The sequence below is a fragment of the Allokutzneria sp. A3M-2-11 16 genome, from assembly GCF_024213555.1.
Taxonomy (GTDB): domain Bacteria; phylum Actinomycetota; class Actinomycetes; order Mycobacteriales; family Pseudonocardiaceae; genus Allokutzneria.
Window position 1 is genome coordinate 121,135 of the sequence record NZ_JANAVO010000008.1, and the last position, 16,452, is coordinate 137,586.

Annotated in this window: 17 protein-coding genes and 2 pseudogenes; 11 read left to right on the forward strand and 8 right to left on the reverse strand. The window is 71.3% G+C overall.

The window, feature by feature from the left end:
• Positions 1 to 31 precede the first annotated feature (31 nt).
• Positions 32 to 283 (forward strand): hypothetical protein, encoded by a 252-nt coding sequence (locus NLX83_RS30570; protein ID WP_254238688.1) that lies wholly within the window; start codon positions 32 to 34, stop codon positions 281 to 283.
• Here the strand turns inward: NLX83_RS30570 and NLX83_RS30575 are convergent.
• The 4 genes from NLX83_RS30575 to NLX83_RS30590 form a co-directional block, all read right to left on the reverse strand.
• Positions 272 to 967 carry an HAD family hydrolase gene (locus NLX83_RS30575; RefSeq protein ID WP_254238689.1) on the reverse strand — a complete coding sequence of 232 codons (696 nt, stop codon included), beginning with the start codon at positions 965 to 967 and terminating at the stop codon, positions 272 to 274. The two genes, NLX83_RS30570 and NLX83_RS30575, sit on opposite strands and share 12 nt — an antisense overlap.
• 41 nt (positions 968 to 1,008) lie before the next feature.
• On the reverse strand, positions 1,009 to 1,383 hold the full coding sequence (locus tag NLX83_RS30580) for a GntR family transcriptional regulator (protein ID WP_308209409.1): 375 nt from the start codon (positions 1,381 to 1,383) through the stop codon (positions 1,009 to 1,011).
• On the reverse strand, positions 1,380 to 2,225 hold the full coding sequence (locus NLX83_RS30585; protein WP_254238690.1) for a hypothetical protein: 846 nt from the start codon (positions 2,223 to 2,225) through the stop codon (positions 1,380 to 1,382). Before NLX83_RS30585 ends, NLX83_RS30580 begins: the two co-directional genes overlap by 4 nt.
• Positions 2,226 to 2,291: 66 nt before the next feature.
• Complete coding sequence (locus NLX83_RS30590) at positions 2,292 to 3,068, reverse strand: SDR family oxidoreductase (RefSeq protein WP_254238691.1); 777 nt, start codon at positions 3,066 to 3,068, stop codon at positions 2,292 to 2,294.
• Positions 3,069 to 3,256: 188 nt separating this feature from the next.
• Here NLX83_RS30590 and NLX83_RS30595 point away from each other — a divergent pair, with 188 nt between their 5' ends.
• The 4 genes and pseudogenes from NLX83_RS30595 to NLX83_RS30610 all read left to right on the forward strand — a co-directional run.
• Positions 3,257 to 4,882, forward strand: a complete 1,626-nt coding sequence (locus NLX83_RS30595; protein ID WP_254238692.1) for an ABC-F family ATP-binding cassette domain-containing protein — start codon at positions 3,257 to 3,259, stop codon at positions 4,880 to 4,882.
• 192 nt (positions 4,883 to 5,074) lie between these two features.
• Positions 5,075 to 5,284, forward strand: coding sequence for a helix-turn-helix domain-containing protein (locus tag NLX83_RS30600; RefSeq protein WP_030429267.1), 210 nt, complete (start codon positions 5,075 to 5,077; stop codon positions 5,282 to 5,284).
• Between the two features lie 49 nt (positions 5,285 to 5,333).
• Positions 5,334 to 6,137 carry an enoyl-CoA hydratase/isomerase family protein gene (locus NLX83_RS30605; protein WP_254238693.1) on the forward strand — a complete coding sequence of 268 codons (804 nt, stop codon included), beginning with the start codon at positions 5,334 to 5,336 and terminating at the stop codon, positions 6,135 to 6,137.
• 341 nt (positions 6,138 to 6,478) lie between these two features.
• Positions 6,479 to 8,341: pseudogene (locus NLX83_RS30610) on the forward strand (ABC transporter ATP-binding protein); the annotation flags it as partial.
• Between the two features lie 276 nt (positions 8,342 to 8,617).
• Here the strand turns inward: NLX83_RS30610 and NLX83_RS30615 are convergent.
• The gene (locus NLX83_RS30615; protein WP_254238694.1) at positions 8,618 to 9,334 is read right to left on the reverse strand and encodes a sugar isomerase domain-containing protein; all 717 of its coding nucleotides are present in this window, start codon (positions 9,332 to 9,334) and stop codon (positions 8,618 to 8,620) included.
• A 128-nt stretch (positions 9,335 to 9,462) separates the two neighbouring features.
• On the opposite strand from NLX83_RS30615, the gene NLX83_RS30620 reads away from it, so the two are divergent.
• The 4 genes from NLX83_RS30620 to NLX83_RS30635 are packed head-to-tail and all read left to right on the forward strand — an operon-like array spanning position 9,463 to position 13,644.
• Entirely contained in the window at positions 9,463 to 11,205 is a 1,743-nt protein-coding gene (locus tag NLX83_RS30620) for a C69 family dipeptidase (protein ID WP_254238695.1), read from the forward strand.
• Positions 11,206 to 11,236: 31 nt separating this feature from the next.
• On the forward strand, positions 11,237 to 11,713 hold the full coding sequence (locus NLX83_RS30625) for a GNAT family N-acetyltransferase (RefSeq protein ID WP_254238696.1): 477 nt from the start codon (positions 11,237 to 11,239) through the stop codon (positions 11,711 to 11,713).
• A gap of 4 nt (positions 11,714 to 11,717) precedes the next feature.
• Complete coding sequence (locus tag NLX83_RS30630; RefSeq protein ID WP_254238697.1) at positions 11,718 to 12,473, forward strand: DeoR/GlpR family DNA-binding transcription regulator; 756 nt, start codon at positions 11,718 to 11,720, stop codon at positions 12,471 to 12,473.
• Entirely contained in the window at positions 12,466 to 13,644 is a 1,179-nt protein-coding gene (locus tag NLX83_RS30635; protein WP_254238698.1) for an MFS transporter, read from the forward strand. The genes NLX83_RS30630 and NLX83_RS30635 overlap by 8 nt, the downstream gene beginning before the upstream one ends.
• On the opposite strand, the gene NLX83_RS30640 is transcribed toward NLX83_RS30635, so the two are convergent.
• The gene (locus tag NLX83_RS30640; RefSeq protein WP_254238699.1) at positions 13,622 to 14,164 is read right to left on the reverse strand and encodes a CGNR zinc finger domain-containing protein; all 543 of its coding nucleotides are present in this window, start codon (positions 14,162 to 14,164) and stop codon (positions 13,622 to 13,624) included. The two genes, NLX83_RS30635 and NLX83_RS30640, sit on opposite strands and share 23 nt — an antisense overlap.
• A gap of 25 nt (positions 14,165 to 14,189) precedes the next feature.
• On the opposite strand from NLX83_RS30640, the gene NLX83_RS30645 reads away from it, so the two are divergent.
• A complete protein-coding gene (locus NLX83_RS30645) occupies positions 14,190 to 14,387 on the forward strand; it encodes a hypothetical protein (RefSeq protein ID WP_254238700.1) in 198 nt (65 codons plus the stop codon).
• 8 nt (positions 14,388 to 14,395) lie between these two features.
• Here the strand turns inward: NLX83_RS30645 and NLX83_RS30650 are convergent, their stop codons facing one another.
• Positions 14,396 to 14,917: a DinB family protein gene (locus tag NLX83_RS30650; protein WP_254238701.1), complete on the reverse strand. Its 522-nt coding sequence runs from the start codon at positions 14,915 to 14,917 to the stop codon at positions 14,396 to 14,398.
• Between the two features lie 120 nt (positions 14,918 to 15,037).
• Here NLX83_RS30650 and NLX83_RS30655 point away from each other — a divergent pair, with 120 nt between their 5' ends.
• The gene (locus tag NLX83_RS30655; protein WP_254238702.1) at positions 15,038 to 15,769 is read left to right on the forward strand and encodes a TetR/AcrR family transcriptional regulator; all 732 of its coding nucleotides are present in this window, start codon (positions 15,038 to 15,040) and stop codon (positions 15,767 to 15,769) included.
• On the opposite strand, the pseudogene NLX83_RS42085 reads toward NLX83_RS30655, so the two are convergent.
• Positions 15,725 to 16,450: pseudogene (locus NLX83_RS42085) on the reverse strand (CPBP family intramembrane glutamic endopeptidase); the annotation flags it as partial. The gene NLX83_RS30655 and the pseudogene NLX83_RS42085 sit on opposite strands and share 45 nt — an antisense overlap.
• Positions 16,451 to 16,452 lie beyond the last annotated feature (2 nt).

Genomic DNA, 16,452 nt, shown 5'->3' on the forward strand with positions numbered 1-16,452 from the left:
TTGACGTGCAGGGAGCGGTGGATGGGTTCACGTGACGAGGGTTATCCGCTGGGATCGAGCTCCGCGTGGCCCGCGGCCGACATCGCCGCGTCGTGGGATCGCGAGCTGCCATCGCGCGGTCGCCGTCCGGCTCACCGAAGCCGGTCACAACCTCATCGAACCCACTGTGCGCCAACTACTCGAGCACGAAGCAGACCTGATCGGCACGCTCACGGCCGCCGAACGCGAAACCCTCACCAGCATCCTCGCCAGGCTGGAGCAGGCACTCGTCTCAGGCAGCTAGGGAGAGGACGGCCTCCAGGCCGCGGGGCTGATCTCGGTGCCGGGTGCTGGGCAGGACGTAGACCGCCAGCCCCACCCGCGCCGCCGCGCCGTCCTTGACCGGGTCATCGCCGACGAACAGGGCGCGGGACTCCTCAACGCCCAGTTCGGCGCAGGCGATGCGGAACAGGTCGGGCTCGGGCTTGACCGAGTCGTGCTCGCAGGACAGCACGAACGAGTCGATCAGGTCCGTCACGCCCAGCTCGTCGAAGGTGGGCCGGATGTCCCAGCCGATGTTGCTCACCACGCCGAGCTTCAAGCCCTCCGCGTGCAGGGTCTTCAACACCGAGGCGGTGTCGGGGTAGGCGGGCCAGGAGCCGGGATCGGCCAGGCACGCGTACAGCGACTCGCCGAGCACCTCGGGGTCCGCGTCGGCGCGGAAACCGTCGGCGGACTCGGTCATCATCCGGGTCCACACCGCGCGGTGCCGCTCGGCGGAGCGGTCACAACCTTCGCGTTCGGCGAGCCCGCGCGGGCCGTCCACCCGTTGCCTCGTGCGGTGGATCAGCGTCGCGGCCTCGTCGAACCCGAGTAAGACCCCGCGTTCTGCTGCCTGGAGCTGTAAACCGCACGGTGTCAGCACGTTGCCGTCGTCGAACAGGGTCCCCGAGAAATCGAAGAGCACAGCGTCGAACCGTCGGGACACGCACACCCCCATGGCTAGTCCCGTTCGAGGCTACCCAGAGATCAGTCCGCGCCGGCCTGCCAAGCGGCGGTCACGGCGGAGAGTGCGTCCGCTCGGTCTACACCGATCAGCCGAGCGGCCGCGACGAAGTCCCTGGCCAGCGCGGTCAGCTCGGCGGGGGTGTACTCCTCGGTGATCTCCGCCACCACCGTGCCCCTGCGGCCCGCCGTGCTGAGCATCCCCGTCGTCTCCAGCTCCCGGTAGGCCCGCGCCACCGTGCCCGCAGACACCCCGAGATCGCGGGCGAGCTGGCGAACGGTGGGCAGCCGGGTCCCCGCGGCCAGGGCGGAGGAGGTGATCAGCCCGCGGAGCTGGTCGTGCACCTGCCGCCACGGCGGCTGCCCGTTCGTCGTGTCGACCTCGATCAGCAGGTTCACGCCGTCTCCGTCTCCGTTGCCGTCCCTGTTGGCGTCACGGGCCGACGGACGGTCCTCGGCGGTGACGCGAGAAAGCCCCAGCCCGTCAGCGCCGTGACGAACCCGGCCACCGCGAACGTGATCATGATCCACGCCAGCGGCTCCCTCCCCGCGAAGAAGCCCATCGCGAACCCCCAGCCCGCCCAGGTGATCAGGAACGTGAAACCGGTGATCCCCAGCTCCAGCCCGGCCATCGCCCGCGCGCTGCGGACCCGCATCGCCGTGTCCGCCGCGGACTCGACGACCGGCCGCCGCGCCACCGCCAGGCGGATGGTGGTCTCCGCGACCGCGCCGAGGCCGACGAGGAAGGCCGTGGCGATCCAGAAGTCCAGGTGCAGCGAGAAGCTCTCGCGGAACGGGGCCATGACGAACACCGAGGGCAGTGAGAGTACGAGCAACGCCAGCACCGTGCGGGTCGCCCAGCGCGGGACGTAGTCGCGGCGGGACCGCGGGACCAGCGAGGCGCGCCGGGTGGTCGCCTCGCCCGGCCGGTGCCCGACGAGGGTCAGCTCGGAGGCGAGCAGCGCCAGGGACAGCGGCAGCAGCACCCAGAGCAGGAACGGACCGACGCCGTCGAGCTTGCTGCCGGTCAGCAGGAACACCACCAGGCTGAGCGCCACCGCCGCCAGGTAGAGCAGGCGGCGCCGCTTGAGGTAGGCGCCGGCGAGCGCGAGGTCGCCCTCGTCCGCCTCGTGCGCGCCCCAGGTGGTCAGCAGCTTCTGCGGGCCGACCGGGACGCGCACGACGAGCAGTGCGAGCGGGGCGAGCACCAACAGGACCAGAATGGCCAAGAACAGACTCATCACGAACTCCCGACTTTGTACCGAGTACTCGATACAATGTCGGGAGTTCGGTGACCTGTCAACTCGTCACAGGGTGCCGGTGGCCAGCAGGCCGCCGTCCACGCGCACGGTCTCGCCGCTGATCCACGCCGCGGCGTCCGAGGCCAGGAACGCCACCAGGCCCGCGACGTCCTCCGGGGCGCCGAGCCGCTTCAGCGGGTACGCCGAGGCCGCTTCGTCCTCGCGGCCGGTGTAGAGGTGCTCGGCGAACTTGGTCTTCACCACCGCCGGGGCCACCGCGTTGACCCGGACCTTCGGGCCGAGCTGCCAGGCCAGCTCCTCGGTCAGCCGGATGATCGCCGCCTTGCTCGCGCCGTACGCCGCGATCACGCCGCTGGAGCGCAGCCCGGCGACCGAGGCGACGTTGACGACCGCGCCGCCGTGCTCGCCCATCCACGCCTTCCACGCCTGCTGCACGAAGCCGAGCGCGCCCACCACGTTGGTGTCGAAGATCTTGCGGACCGCGTTGAGGTCGGCGTCCATCAGGAAGCCGAAGACCGGGTTGATCCCGGTGTTGTTGATCAGCACGTCCAGCGAGCCGAAACGCTCCACGGTGCGCCCGACGGCCTCGGCGCGCGCCTCGTCGGAACCGGTGTTGGCGACCACCGCGAGCACCCGGTCCGCGCCACCGTCGACGGTCCCGGCGAGCTTGGCGGCGGCCGCGTCCAGCTCCTCGGCCTTGCGCGCGGTGATGGTCACCGAGGCGCCCCTGGAGAGCAGTTCCTCGGCGATGGCGAACCCGATGCCCCGGCTGCCGCTGGTGATCAGCGCGGTCCGGCCGGCGAAGTCGTTCGGCGTGGTCATGCCAGCACTCTAGGGCCGGTTACCGGCCAGTAGCCAGGGCGCGTGGCAAAACCGGTCGAACGCGTCGCGTAAACTGGCAGCGTGGTCTTGATGGATTAGCGGCGCGCGTGGCCCACCCCCGACTTTCGTGAGGGAGGTGGGCGGATGCCCCCTGTCTTCCGCCACGCGATTCGTCTGGAGTTCTTCCCTTGATCACTGTCACGGACCTGGAGCTGCGCGCGGGCTCCCGCATCCTGCTGTCCGACACCACCCTTCGCGTCCAGCCCGGTGACCGGATCGGCCTCGTCGGCCGCAACGGCGCGGGCAAGACCACCACGCTGCGCGTGCTCGCGGGCGAGGGCGAGCCCTACGCGGGCACCGTCCTGCGCTCCGGCGAGCTGGGCTACCTCCCGCAGGACCCGCGCGAGGGCGACCTGTCGATGACCGCGAAGGACCGGGTGCTGTCGGCGCGCGGGTTGGACGAGATCCTGCGCGAGATGGAGAAGTCGCAGGCCATCATGGCCGAACTGGTCGACGAGAAGGCCCGCGACGCCGCCGTGCGCAAGTACGGTCGCCTGGAGGACCGCTTCGCCGCGCTGGGCGGGTACGCCGCCGAGAGCGAGGCGGCCCGCATCTGCGCCAACCTCGGCCTGGCCGACCGCGTGCTCGCGCAGGAGACCGGCACGCTCTCCGGTGGTCAGCGCCGCCGCGTCGAACTGGCCCGCATCCTGTTCGCCGCGACCGAGGCGGGCTCGGGCAAGTCCGACACGATCCTGCTGCTGGACGAGCCGACCAACCACCTCGACGCCGACTCGATCACCTGGCTGCGCGGGTTCCTCAAGGGCCACAGCGGCGGCCTGATCGTGATCAGCCACGACGTCGACCTGCTGGCCGACGTCGTCAACAAGGTGTGGTTCCTCGACGCCGTGCGCGCCGAGGTCGACATCTACAACATGGGGTGGAAGCGCTACCAGGAGGCGCGCGCCGCCGACGAGAAGCGCCGCAAGCGCGAGCGCGCCAACGCCGAGAAGAAGGCGGGCGTGCTCAAGGCGCAGGCCGACAAGATGCGCGCCAAGGCCACCAAGGCCGTCGCCGCGCAGAACATGGCCCGCCGCGCGGACAAGCTGCTCGCCGGGCTGGACGAGGTGCGCGTCTCGGACAAGGTCGCCAAGATCCGCTTCCCGCAGCCCGCCCCGTGCGGCAAGACGCCGCTGATGGCCGAGGGCCTGTCCAAGTCCTACGGCTCGCTGGAGATCTTCGCCGGGGTGGACCTGGCGATCGACCGCGGCTCCCGCGTGGTGGTGCTCGGCCTCAACGGCGCGGGCAAGACCACGCTGCTGCGGCTGCTCGGCGGCTCGGAGACCTTCGACGCCGGGGAGGTCGTGCCCGGTCACGGCCTGCGCCTGGGCTACTACGCGCAGGAGCACGAGACCCTGGACCACGACGCGTCGGTCTGGGAGAACATCCGGCACGCCGCCCCGGACACCGACGCCCAGCAGCTGCGCTCGCTGCTCGGCGCGTTCCTGTTCACCGGCGAGCAGCTGGACCAGCCCGCGGGCACGCTCTCCGGCGGTGAGAAGACCCGGCTGGCGCTGGCCGGCCTGGTCTCCAGCGCGGCGAACGTGCTGCTGCTGGACGAGCCGACGAACAACCTCGACCCGGCCAGCCGGGAGCAGGTGCTCGACGCGCTGCGCAGCTACCAGGGCGCGGTCGTGCTGGTCACGCACGATCCGGGCGCGGTGGAGGCGCTGGAGCCCGAGCGCGTCATCCTTTTGCCCGATGGCACCGAGGACCACTGGTCGGCCGATTACCTAGAGCTGGTGCAGCTGGCCTGATCAGCCAGGCCGGCCACCACTGCCGAGGCCAGGCACCGCCTTTAGCGCGTCCGGATGATCCACAGGGCGTGACTCGCCGATCACGTGGCGATGATTTTTCATGATCGCCTGGCGTTTGCGGCTTCCGTGTTCGATCATTGCGGCGACGGGGGCCATGATCGGCCCCACTGGTCAATCGGAAGGCGGGACAAGGTGGCTGACCTGAAGAAGGGCGCCCGGATCACGGGGACGGCCCGGGACAAGCTTGCCGCTGACCTCAAGAAGAAGTACGAGAAGGGGGCGAGCATTCGCTCCCTCGCTGAATCTACCGGCCGCTCGTACGGCTTCGTGCACCGGGTCCTCAGTGAATCGGGGGTGACTCTCCGCGGCCGTGGCGGCGCCACGCGGAGCAAGAAGAAGTAGACCCGGCGAGGCAGCGCAACCTTTCTCACTGTTACGGACAGGAGCCCGAGTGTCGATCGTCGACGCTGGCCTGCTCGACGCCGGGGGCGTCCAGCTCGCGCTGGACGGCCCCCTGGCAACCATCACCCTGCACCGTCCGGAGGTGCTCAACGCGCAGACCCCCGCGATGTGGGCGGCGCTGCGCGGGATCGGGGAGGCGCTCTCCCCCGAGGTGCGGGTGGTCGTGGTGCGCGGGTCCGGCCGGGCTTTCTCGGCCGGACTCGACCGCGGTCTGTTCACGGCCGGTGATGGCGAGGGCGGCCCGGGGCTCATGTCGATCGCGACGATGCCCACCGAGCGCGCGGACGCGGTCATCGCCGAGTTCCAGCGCGCGTTCAGCTGGCTCCGCGATCCGGCGCGGGTGACCGTCGCCGGGGTGCAGGGCCACGCGATCGGGGCGGGCTTCCAGCTCGCCCTCGCCTGCGACCTGCGGGTCGCGGCGACCGACGCCAAGTTCGCCATGGCCGAGACCGGGCTCGGCCTGGTCCCCGACCTCGGCGGCACGCTGCCGCTGGTCCGCTGCGTCGGCTACGCGCGGGCGGTGGAGATCTGCCTGACCGGCCGTCGCGTCGGCGCGGAGGAGGCCGAGCGGATCGGCCTGGTCAACTCCGTCACACCGGTCGAGGAGCTCGACGACGCGGTGGACAACCTGGTCCGCGCGCTGCTCGTCCCGCAGCCCGGCGCCACGCGGGAAACGTTGGCGCTGCTGCACTCCGCGGCCGACAACCCCGTTCCCGAACTCCAGCTCTCCGCCGAGCGCGCCGCGCAGATCCGCCGCCTGGCCGACCTTCGCGCCCTCCTCAACCCCTCCTGACCCGAACCCCACCCGACCTGCGGGGTTCCCCGGTCTTCAAGTACCGCGAACCCCCCTCCCCGCGGTCTCAAACCGCCCCCACCCCCCCGCCTGTATGCCCTGAATGAGTCATTGAGGGCCTTGAACTCCCCCAATGACTCATTCAGGGCCTTCCAACGCACCAAATGCGGCATTGGCGGTGGGTGTGGGGTGGGGGTTGGGGGCGGTTTGAGACCGTTCGGGGTGGGGTCGGGGGTACTTGAAGACCGGCTTACCCCGGGCGGGACGTGGAAGTCTCTCGGGCGGGAAGATATCGGGACCTCCTGCTGTTGTGCTCGACGCAACCTGGGGAGAGGACCGCCGTGGACGGAACGTGGATGCTGATGCGCAGCGCGATGGAGAGCGCTGACGTACCGAACAAGATTCGCAAGGGCACGCTGAAACGCGTCCTCTCCTTCGCCCGGCCGCACCGGCGCACGCTGATCGCGTTCCTGGCGATCACCGTGGTCACCGCGGTGCTGGCGGTCGCGACGCCGGTGCTCGCGGGCCGGGTGGTCAACGAGATCAGCGGCGGCGGGGACTCCGGCGTCGTGGTCGGCATCGCGTTGCTGATCGCCGGGCTCGCCGTGGTGGAGGCCGGGGTCGGGCTGTTCGAGCGCTGGTTGTCCGCGCGCATCGGCGAGGGGCTGATCTACGACCTGCGCCGCGCCGTCGTCGGCCACGTGCAGCAGATGCCGGTCGCCTTCTTCTCCCGCACGCGCACGGGCGCGCTGGTCAGCCGCCTCAACAACGACGTGATCGGCGCGCAGCGGGCGTTCACCTCGACCCTGTCCGGTGTGGTCGCCAACGTCATCCAGCTCGCGCTGGCGCTTGCGGTGATGCTGACGTTGTCCTGGCAGGTCACGGTGATCGCGCTGGCGCTGCTGCCGGTGTTCGTGCTGCCCGCGCGGCGGATGGGCCGCAGGATGGCCGCGCTGCAACGGGAGGCGGCCGGGCACAACGCGACCATGACCACCCAGATGACCGAGCGGTTCTCCGCGCCGGGCGCGACCCTCGTCAAGCTCTTCGGCCGCCCCAAGGACGAGGCCGACGAGTTCGGCGCGCGGGCCGCGCGGGTGCGCGACATCGGCATCCGCACCGCCATGACCACGCGCGTGTTCATCACCGCGCTGACCCTGGTGTCGAGCTTGGCGCTGGCGCTGGTGTACGGCCTCGGCGGGTGGCTCGCCCTGGAGGGACAGCTCGCCGCGGGCACGGTCGTCTCGCTCGCGCTGCTGCTGACCCGGCTCTACACGCCGCTGACCGCGCTGGCCAACGCGCGCGTGGACGTGATGAGCGCGCTGGTCTCCTTCGAGCGCGTGTTCGAGGTGCTCGACCTCCCACCCGCGATCACCGAGAAGCCCGACGCCGCAACGGTTCCGGACGGCCCGGTGGCGGTGGAGTTCGACGACGTGCGCTTCGCCTACCCTGCGGCGAACAAGGTTTCCCTTGCCTCCCTTGAGGAAGTCAAGACCCTGGACACCCGTGGCGGCGAGGAGGTGTTGCACGGCTTGAGCTTCCGCGCCGAGCCCGGTCAGCTCGTCGCGCTCGTCGGCTCCTCGGGTGCGGGCAAGTCGACCATCGCCAGCCTGGTGCCGCGGCTCTACGACGTGGACTCCGGAGCCGTCCGGCTGTCCGATGTGGACGTTCGGGAGCTGTCGTTCGACTCGATCAGGCAGACGGTGGGCGTGGTGACCCAGGACGGGCACCTCTTCCACGACACGATCGGCGCGAACCTGCTCTACGCGCGCCCCGCCGCCACCGAGGAGGAGATCTGGGACGCGCTGCGCGGAGCCAGGCTCGCCGACCTGGTGCGCTCACTCCCGGACGGCTTGGAAACCGTTGTGGGAGAACGGGGTTACCGGCTCTCCGGGGGTGAGCGGCAGCGGCTGACCATCGCCCGCCTGCTGCTGGCGCGGCAGCGCGTGGTGATCCTGGACGAGGCCACCGCGCACCTGGACTCCGAGTCGGAGGCGGCGGTGCAGGAAGCCCTCGCCGAGGCGTTGGCGGGGCGGACCGCTCTGGTGATCGCGCACCGGCTGTCCACGATCCGCGCCGCCGACCAGATCCTGGTCGTCGAGGCGGGCGAGATCGTCGAGCGCGGCACTCACGACGAACTCCTTGCCGCAGAAGGACGTTACGCCGACCTGTACCGGACGCAGTTCCGCCAAGCCGAGCCCGCCGCGCCGGTGGCGCTGCCGCACGCGCTCGACGACTTCGGCGCGCTGTGGCGGCAGAGCCTGGTGCAGGTGCAGCGGCTGTTCCCGACGCGGCTGCGGATGGTGCTCGACGGCGACAAGGGAACCGAGGCGCGACTGCGCGAGCTGGTCCGTGCGGAAGAGGTGTGCTGCCCGTTCTTCGCCTTCACGGTGACGCGCGAGGGCGACCGGCTCGTGCTGGACACCGACGTGCCGGAGACCGCGGCCGTCGTCCTCGACGAGATGGCGACCGCGGCGCTGCGCTCACGAGAGCCGGGGGACCCGCTTGCCGTAGTGGGCGAGTAGGTCCTTGTTCGCCTGGTCACCGCCCTCGGTGTTGGCGCTGCGCCACAGCGGCAGGTCCAGGCCGTCGCGCTCGGCCCGCGCGTGCAGCGAGACCAGCAGCAGGTTCCACACGAACATGGTGGCCAGCGAGGACAGCGGCGCGGTGACCGGCGCGGCGGCCGGGTGCGCGGCGTCGCCGGGCGGCACCAGGGTGTCCAGCACGATGCTCGACTCGGCGGCCAGGGTGGTGCCCGACCGCTTCGGCGCCGCGGAGCTGGCGGGCCCGGAGGTCACCCCGATCACCGGCAGCCCGGCGGCGCGCCCGGCGCTGGCCAGCTCCACCGGGTAGGGGTTCACGCCCGAGGTGGAGAAGACGATCAGCACGTCGTTCGGCCCGAGCGGGTCGGCCGTCAGCACCTCGGCGGCCAGGCCGGAGCGCCGCTCGGCGTCGGTGCTGGACTTCGCGCCGTGCATCGGCAGCAGGTCGGGGTGGTAGAGCGGGCGCACGCAGGACAGCCCGCCCGCGCGGTAGAAGGTCTCGGCGACCGCGGCCAGCGAGTGGCCCGCGCCCGCGGTGACGATCAGCCCGTCCTTGGTGATCGCCGTGGTCAGCGCGTCGACGGCGCGCTCGACCGCCTCGGCGTTGTGCCGTTCCAGCCTGTCGAGGTGCTCGTGCACCGTGCCCGCGTATCCCATGCATGTGGTCTAAACCACTCGGCGCACCGGTGTCAACCCGGGGCCGGGGGAGGTGTTCGTCTGAACAGCGTGCCGCGCCCGGTCGCGAGGGGTTAGCCTGCCGCGCCGTCGACCTTCGAGGAGCGCGCATGCGGTGGGCCGCCCTGATTCTTCCCCTCTGCCTCGCGGTGCTGATGACCTCCGGTCCGCCCGCCGGGGCCCGAGCGCGGGAGAAGACGGCCCCGGACAAGAGTTTCGCGGTCTACGTCGGCAAGAACCTCACCCGGAACGGCCGTCCGTTCCTCGGTGGGTTCGGCCACGAGCCGTCGAGCCACTGGATCGACATCGTGCCGAGGAAGCGGCATCCCGAGGGCTCCACCATCGAGGTCGGGGCCACCGCGGAGGCGAACATCCCCGGTGAGCTGACGCGCATCCCCCAGGTTCCGGAGACGGCCCGCTACATCACGTCGAACTACTCGGAGTTCGCCGGGTTCCCCGCCCCGCTGACCAACGGCGGCCTCAACGAGCACGGCGTCGCGGCCCGCGACGTCTGGTCGCCCTCGCGGCCCGAGCCGGTCAAACAGACACCGACGCCGCAGCGCGGCCCGAACTACAGCGACCTCTCGCGGATCGCGATGGAGCGCGCCCGCACCGCCCGCGAGGCGGTGGAGATCGTCGGCGGGCTGATCGACCGGTACGGCTACACCACCTACGGCGGCAACTCCCACCTGTTCGCCGACGCGAACGAGGGCTGGGTCCTGATCGAGTTCGCGGGCGGCCGAGGGTTGTGGGCCGCGCAGCGGCTCGGCCCGGACGAGGTGCGCGTCTCCTATCCCGGCTACATCGGCGCGTTCCCGACCACGCCCGGCGCGGATCACCTGTCGTCCCCGAACCTGGTCGGCTACGCGGTCGACCGCGGCTGGTGGCGGCCCGACTCGGGGCAGCCGTTCGACCTGCGGGCCGTGTACGGCACGCCGTTCCCGGGCGCGCCCTTCGCGGTCGGGGCCAAGATCTCGCCCGATGACGAAGGGCCCTACCGCCACCCGCCTTCGTTGGAGGCCGAGTTCCGGCGGCTGGCACCGGTCACGCTCCAGGACGTCATGCGCATCGTGCGCGATCCGCGCTGGGCCGACGACCGCGCGGGATACGGCCACGTCGCCGAGCTGGACGCGTCGGTCCGCGACCCGGAGCTGGCGACGCTGTGGGTGGCAGTCACCTCCGCGGTCACCGCGCCCTACCTCCCGGTGCACATCGGCACGCGGTCTGTGCCGCCGGAGTACCGCCAGCACCGGTACCTGACCCACAACTCGGCGAGGACGTACCTCGACCCGGAGTTCGCCGAGCAGGAGGCGACCGAGTACGCCACACAGACCTACAAGCGCCTGTTCTACGCGACCTGCGCGCGACCGCGGAAGTACCTCGGGCAGGTCACCCGGGCGTTGGAGGGGTTCGAGGCGCGAATCCTCGGGGAACTGAGCGCGGTGGAGCGACGCGCGGCCACGGCGTACGCCTCCGGTGCGCGGGAGGAGGCCCGGCGGATTCTCACCTCAGCGAGCGACGGCTGGGCCGCCGACGGCCTCGCGCTCGGCGGGTACCTCCTCGCCCGGCAGCTCGCCGAGAGCAGGGCCGACGGCGGGCTCCGCAGCCCCTCCGCCGACATCCCGGACATGTCCTTGCGCGGCAAGGTTTCCGCGCGTGATCGGATCAACTGCGACCTCGGCGGCGGCTGGGCCGAGGGAGGCACGCTGGCCCGGAGGGGCAGCTACGGGAACCCGGCCGACGTGCCGGACTACCGGGCCCGCCCCGCCGGTGCGTCCGCGTGGTGGTTCGTGCTGGCCGTGGCCGGTGGGCTCATCGTCGGCTGGTTCCTGCGGAGGCCGCGACTCCGCTGATCTTGTCAGGGGTCGGCCGTAGCTTCGGGGCATGCGGGAGACGCGGATCCGCCCGGCGCGGGCGGCGGACGCGGAGGCGATCACCGAGCTGGTGCACGCCTCCTCGGCCTACCAGGGCAGTTATGCGTCCATTTTGGACGGTTATGCGGTCTCGGGCGCGCAGGTGGAGGCGACGGTGACGTTCGTCGCCGAGGACGACGTCGGTGCGGTCGTCGGGTGCTACAGCCTGGTGCCCGGCAACGCCGAGCTGGACCTGCTGTTCGTCGCCGACGCGGCGCAGGGCACCGGGCTGGGCGCGCGGCTCGTCCAGCACATGTTGGAGCGCGCTCGGGACCTCGGGTTGCGCGAGGTGCGCGTGGTGTCGCACCCGCCCGCCGAGGGCTTCTACCTGCGCACGGGCGCGCGCCGGGTCGGCGTGGTGCCCGCCAAGCCGCCGAAGGTTCCGTACGAGCGGCCGGAGCTGCGCTGGAATCTGGTTGCGGATCGAACAGGGAGTGTGTTCGTATGAACATGTGGAGAGTGCGGAACGCTATGACCTGATCGCGAGCACGTTGCGTGAGCGGGACCGCGTCGAGGTCGCCGAGCTGGCCGAGCTGACCGGCTGCTCGGAGATGACCATCCGGCGGGACCTGGACGTGCTGGAGCGCGACGGGCTGCTGCGCCGGGTGCGCGGCGGCGCGGTCAGCACGCTCAGCGGCGAAGGCTCGCCCTACGGCGTGCGCGCCCGGCAGCGGGTGGAGGTCAAGCAGCGCATCGGCAAGCTCGCCGCCGAACTGCTGGACGACGGCGAGAGCGTGGTGATCGACGCGGGCACGACGACGCTGGAGGTCGCGCGCGTGGTCGTGGGCCGCAGGCTGACCGTGCTGCCGCTGTCCCTGCACGTGGCCAACGTCCTCGCCGAGGGGTCGGGGATGCGCCTGGTCCTGCCCGGCGGCGAGGTGAGCCCGCGCGAGATGGCCTTCTACGGCCAGCTGACCCGCGGCGCCTTCGACCGGATGCGGTTCGACACGGTCGTGCTCGGCGTGTGCGGGCTGACCGTGACGGACGGGGTCAGCTCGTTCGACCTGTGCGACGCCGAGACCAAGCAGGCCGCGATCCGCGCCTCCGCGAGGGTGATCGCCGTGACCGACTCGACCAAGCTCGGCCGGGTCGCCTTCGGCCGCGTCTGCCCGATCACCGACCTCGACGTCCTGGTCACCGACCGGGACGCGCCCGCAGATCAACTCGACCGGTTCCGCGAGGCCGGTGTGGAGGTTCACCTTGCCTGACGCCACAGTCGCTGTTCCCGCCGCAGTGCGGACGGCCCGGCGCGCGACCTCGCTCGTCTTCGGCATGCACGCGGGCCTGTTCGCCGCGTGGACGCCGCACATCCCGCTGGTCAAGGAGCGCCTCGCGGTGGGTGACGGGGTGCTCGGCCTGCTGCTGCTCGGCGCCCCGATCGGCGCGCTGCTGGCCATCCTGGCGGCGGGCCCGATGATCGCCCGCTGGGGCAGCAGACCGATGATGATGATCACCGCGGTCGGCTACGGCGGGGTGTCGTTCCTGCTCGGCCTCGCCGGTTCCGGAGTGGCGCTGTTCCTCGCGCTGATGGTGTGGGGCGCGTTCCAGAGCGCGCTCGACGTGGCGATGAACGCCCAGGCGGTGCTGGTCGAGCGGCACTACGACCGCCCGGTCATGTCCAGTTTCCACGGGTTCTGGAGCCTCGGCGGTTTCGTCGGGGCCGGCGTGGGAGCGCTCGCAGTGGGTGCAAACGTCGGCTTGACGGTGCAGATGCTCGTGCTGGGCGTGCTGCTGGTCGTTGTCGTCTTCGGGGTGAACCGGGTGCTGCTGACCGGCGACCACGCCGGGGACACCGAGGCCGACGCGAAGGTCCGCACCCGCGACGTGCTGCGCGACGGACGGCTGCTCGCCTTGGGAGCGCTCATGTTCGCCGCGCTGCTGTGCGAGGGCGCCGCGGCGGACTGGGCGGCGATCTACCTCCGCGACTGGCTCGGCACCACGGCGTCCTTCGCCGGGGCGGGCTACTCGGTGTTCGCGATCGCGATGTTCGTCGGTCGGGGGCTGGGGGACCGGTGGGTCGCCCGGTACGGCCCGCGCCTGGTGGTCGGCGGCCTCTCGGTGCTGGCCGCGGTCGTGTTCGCGGCGGGCCTCGCCGTTGCCCAGCCGTGGGCGGCGCTGCTCGGCTTCGCCGCGCTGGGCCTGGGAGTCGCGTGCGGCGTTCCGGTGGTGTTCTCCAGCGCGGCGGAGCTGCCCGGTCGGCACGCCGCCCAGTCGATCGCGGCGGTCTCGGCGATCGCCTGGCCCGGTTTCCTGTTGGGCCCCACGGCGATCGGCGGGTTGTCGGAGGCGGTGACGCTGCCCTTCGCGCTCATCCTGCTGCCGGTGTTGTGCCTGGCGATCGGGCTCGGCGCCCGCCTCATCCTCCGTGGCCGCCGCTAGACCGCGAGCGGGCGCGGTGGTCGGCGACGTAGATGCGATTGGCGCACTGCGTCGAGCAGAACCGCCTGCGCCCGTTGCGCGAGGTGTCGATGAACACCACCGTGCAGCCCTCGCGGTCGCAGCAGCCGAGGCGCCCGCCACCGGAGGCGCAGATCACGTGCGCCAGTCCGGTGGCGGTGCGCGCCTTCACCCGCTTCACCGTGCTGTCGGTGTCCAGCGAGTAGTGCAGGTGCGGCGTCATCTCGCCCTCGTGCCGCGCGATAGTCGGCCGGATCGCGGCCTCGTCGAGCAGCCGGTTCAGCACGGCGATGCGCTCGTCGAGGTCGGTGGTCTCGAAGACCACGCGCAGTTTTGCCGCCCACACAAGGAGATCCGCGGTCTCCTCGGCGTCGACGGAGGGCTTGGTGGTCTTGTACGCCAGCAGCAGCTCGTTCATCCCGCGCGGGTCGATGTCCGGGTCGGCGTTGACCAGGCCGACCGCCAACGACGCCTTGTCGCTGCCGTAAGGGTTGATCTGCACTAGCCCATGACAGCAGGCTGGGGGCATGCAGCGCAATGAGATTCCGGACGCGGTGACCTGCCCGAACTGCGGATGGCCCGCCGGGGACGCGGTGACCTCCGCCCACCACACCTCGACCGGCGCGGTCCGCTACGCGCACTGCGTCTGCGGGCTGCGCCTTGTGTTGCTCGGCGAGACCCTGATCGGCACGGCGGGCGCGCCGGACGCGGCGATGGCGGGCTGATCGTCTACTTAGGACGCTCGGCGGAGCAGGCAGAGCTCGCCGATCTCGGCGACGTTCTTCATCAGCTCCGCGTTCAGCCAGGCGATCATGTGCGCGACCTGGTGCTCGGGGCCGGGCGGCCACGGGAACCGCGCCTCGACGTCGAGATCGGCCTCGGAGAGCCCGTCCAGCACGGTCACCCACTCCGCGCGCAGATCGCGCAGCCACGCCACCGCGGACGCGCCGTCACCCGGCCACGTGATCTCGACGCGCTCGCGCGGGGTCCGGCCGCGCGCGTGGTCGATCGCGGTGCTCCACCACCAGCCGATGTGCCAGGTGATCCACGCGATCGTGGGTACCGGGATCGGGTCCGGTTCGGTCTCGTCCCAGTCCGGGCGCCACACGCCGTCCTCGCCGCGGTGCACGGTCCAGCAGAGCTTTCCGGGCTCCCACAGGAAATCCTCGGGTTCGACGCGGTCGAGGTGGTACTCGAACAGCGACCACGTGAAGTCGAACTGCCAGCGCAGCAGGGCACAACGGGAAACGGACATGGCGCAGACCTTGGCACAGCGCGGAAGGACGCACGACCTGGTTTCGGCGGGGCCCGAGTGGCCGAACCCGCGGCACCACAGTTAGGGTACCCCTGTTGTGGTAGTTGGGCGGGGACGGATATGGCTTCTGGAGTACGGGCACACTCGCGCCGCGAGCTGCTGGCGGACGCGGCGATCGAGGTGCTGGCCAGGGAGGGCGGCCGCGGTCTCACCCATCGCGCGGTGGATCGCGAGGCCGAAGTTCCCCTTGGTACCGCCAAGAACTACTTTCCCACACGCAACGCGCTGCTCGTCGCCGCCGCGCGGCGGATGGCCGACGAGCACGGCGCCGCCGTGCAGGTGCTCCGCGAGACCACGCCCGTCGGGGTGCGCCCGGACCAGGTCCGCGAGCTGTACCCGGCGATGCTGGCCAGGGCCGTTTCCGGTGACCGCACCCAAACGTTGGCGTTGTTCGAGCTGTACCTGGAGGGCGTGCGCCGCCCCGAGGTGCGCGAGGCCCTGGGGGAGATGGTCCGCGCCAACGCCGAGGGCGTGATCGCCGTGCACCGCTCCGCCGGGCTGGACACCACTCCGCGCGACGCGGCGCTGCTGGACGCGTACTTCCTCGGTGTCTCCATTTCCCTGCTGGCCCTGCCCGATGACGCGCTCGGCAAGCTCGGCCTCGACGACCCGCACGACCTCGGCCGCGGCCTGTTCGCCGCCGCCGTCCCCGGTGTCTCAGACCGCTGCGATGATCATGGCGATCGGGGCGTTGACCAGCCCGTGAGCCAGGATCAGCGCCCAGGGGTTGCGGTGCCGGGACCAGAGGTAGCCGAGGAAGATCCCGGTGACCCCCTGGTTGGCCACGACTGAGGCCAGGTCCAGCGGCAGGCCGTTGCCGCCGCCCTGGATCGCCACGTGCCAGGCGGCCCACAGCAGCGCGGACACGATGATCGCGGGCCACCGCCCGTAGAGGGATTCCAACCGCGTCTGCAACCAGAACCGGTAGAACACCTCTTCCAGCAAGGAGTTCGCCAGGAACACCGTCACCATCACCACGATCGGCGCGGACGGCCCGCTCCACGGCATCAGCACGGTGATCAGTCCGATGTAGACGGTCACGACCGCGATCGGCCGCAGCCACCGCCCTTGGAGGTCCACAGTGGACCATTCCCGCCAGCCCACCCGCACAACGGCGAGCGGGATCACCAACAGCAACGCGAGCTTCAATCCCAGGAACCACAGATCGCCACGCGGCGACAGGTAGTAGCCCACCGCGAACGCGGCGGCCAACCCCGCCAACGCCCATGCCTGCCAGGCGATCCGACGCGGTTCCGTCCCTGTGAACGGATCGGCCGCCGGTTTTTTCGGTGCCAGCAGCATCGCCGCCACCAGTCCGGCGACTACCGGTGTCCACATCAGCCACAACGGCCGCGTCCCATCGTGGTCCGCTGTGTACCGCAACGCCGTGTGTCCGCTGAGGAACACCCCCAGCAGCGCCGCCGCGTACACCGCGATCCCGCCCAGGAGCACTGTTCTGCCGGTCTTCGTCATCG